Origin of the sequence: Mesorhizobium sp. M1E.F.Ca.ET.041.01.1.1 (assembly GCF_003997355.1) — a bacterium.
Classification (GTDB): Bacteria; Pseudomonadota; Alphaproteobacteria; order Rhizobiales; family Rhizobiaceae; genus Mesorhizobium.
In genome coordinates this window covers 1-1,098 of record NZ_RZSL01001073.1, presented here as the reverse complement: position 1 = coordinate 1,098, position 1,098 = coordinate 1, and the positions used below count along the sequence as shown (strand labels likewise).

Sequence of the window (1,098 nt, the reverse complement as noted above, 5' to 3'; positions counted from 1 at the left end):
GCGGCAAGAAGGTCGCGACAGCGCTTTCCGACCTCGAATTCTCGGCCAAGCGGATTTCCGGCACGGTCAAGAAGACGCTGGAGTCGGCGATCGCCAACGCGGAAAACAACCACGACCTCGATGTCGACTCGCTGATCGTCTCGGAAGCCTATGTCGGCAAGTCGATCGTCATGAAGCGGTTCCACGCTCGTGGCCGTGGTCGCGCCAGCCGTATCGAAAAGCCGTTCTCGCACCTCACGATCGTCGTTCGTGAAGTCGAGGAAAAAGGGGAGGCCGCATAATGGGCCAGAAAGTCAATCCGATCGGGCTGCGTCTCGGCATCAACCGCACCTGGGATTCGCGCTGGTTCGCGAACACCGGCGAGTATGGCCAGCTGCTGCATGAGGACATCAAGATCCGCAAATATCTTGAAAAGGAACTCAAGCAGGCCGCGATCTCCAAGGTTGTGATCGAGCGTCCGCACAAGAAGTGCCGCGTCACCATCCATGCGGCGCGTCCGGGCCTGATCATCGGCAAGAAGGGCGCCGACATCGAGAAGCTTCGCAAGAAGCTGATGGAGATGACGAAGTCCGAGACGCACCTCAACATCGTTGAAGTGCGCAAGCCGGAAATCGACGCCACGCTGATCGCGCAGTCGATCGCCCAGCAGCTTGAGCGCCGCATCGCGTTCCGCCGCGCCATGAAGCGTGCCGTGCAGTCCGCCATGCGTCTCGGCGCCGAAGGCATCCGCATCAACTGCGGCGGCCGTCTCGGCGGCGCCGAGATCGCGCGCATGGAGTGGTACCGCGAAGGCCGCGTGCCGCTGCACACGCTGCGCGCCGATGTGGACTACGGCACGGCCGAGGCGCAAACGGCGTACGGCATCTGCGGCGTCAAGGTGTGGGTGTTCAAGGGCGAGATCCTCGAGCACGATCCGATGGCATCGGAGCGTCGCGCGACGGAAGGCGATCATGGCGGTCAGACCGGCGAGCGCGAGCGCGGTCGTCGTCGCGAGAACGCCTGAGACATTTGAGAATTTGGAGTTAGGACGATGCTGCAGCCAAAGCGCACAAAGTTCCGCAAGCAGTTCAAGGGCCGTATCCACGGTACCGCCAAGGG

At 62.4% G+C, this 1,098-nt stretch carries 2 protein-coding genes and 1 pseudogene; all 3 read left to right on the top strand.

The annotated features are described in order from the left end of the window. Window positions 1-281: 50S ribosomal protein L22 (gene rplV / locus EOA38_RS37435; RefSeq protein ID WP_127301564.1), on the top strand; the 281-nt coding region annotated here is incomplete at its 5' end. Then, on the top strand, window positions 281-1,003 hold the full coding sequence (gene rpsC / locus EOA38_RS37430; RefSeq protein WP_126094107.1) for a 30S ribosomal protein S3: 723 nt from the start codon (window positions 281-283) through the stop codon (window positions 1,001-1,003). The genes rplV and rpsC, both read left to right, overlap by 1 nt. A 27-nt stretch (window positions 1,004-1,030) precedes the next feature. Beyond that, window positions 1,031-1,098 (top strand): annotated as a pseudogene (gene rplP / locus EOA38_RS37425) (50S ribosomal protein L16); the annotation flags it as partial.

Bases quoted from the DNA above. Each gene is read 5' to 3' on its own strand.
- rpsC (WP_126094107.1), top strand. From the start codon at position 281: ATGGGCCAGAAAGTCAATCCGATCGGGCTGCGTCTCGGCATCAACCGC.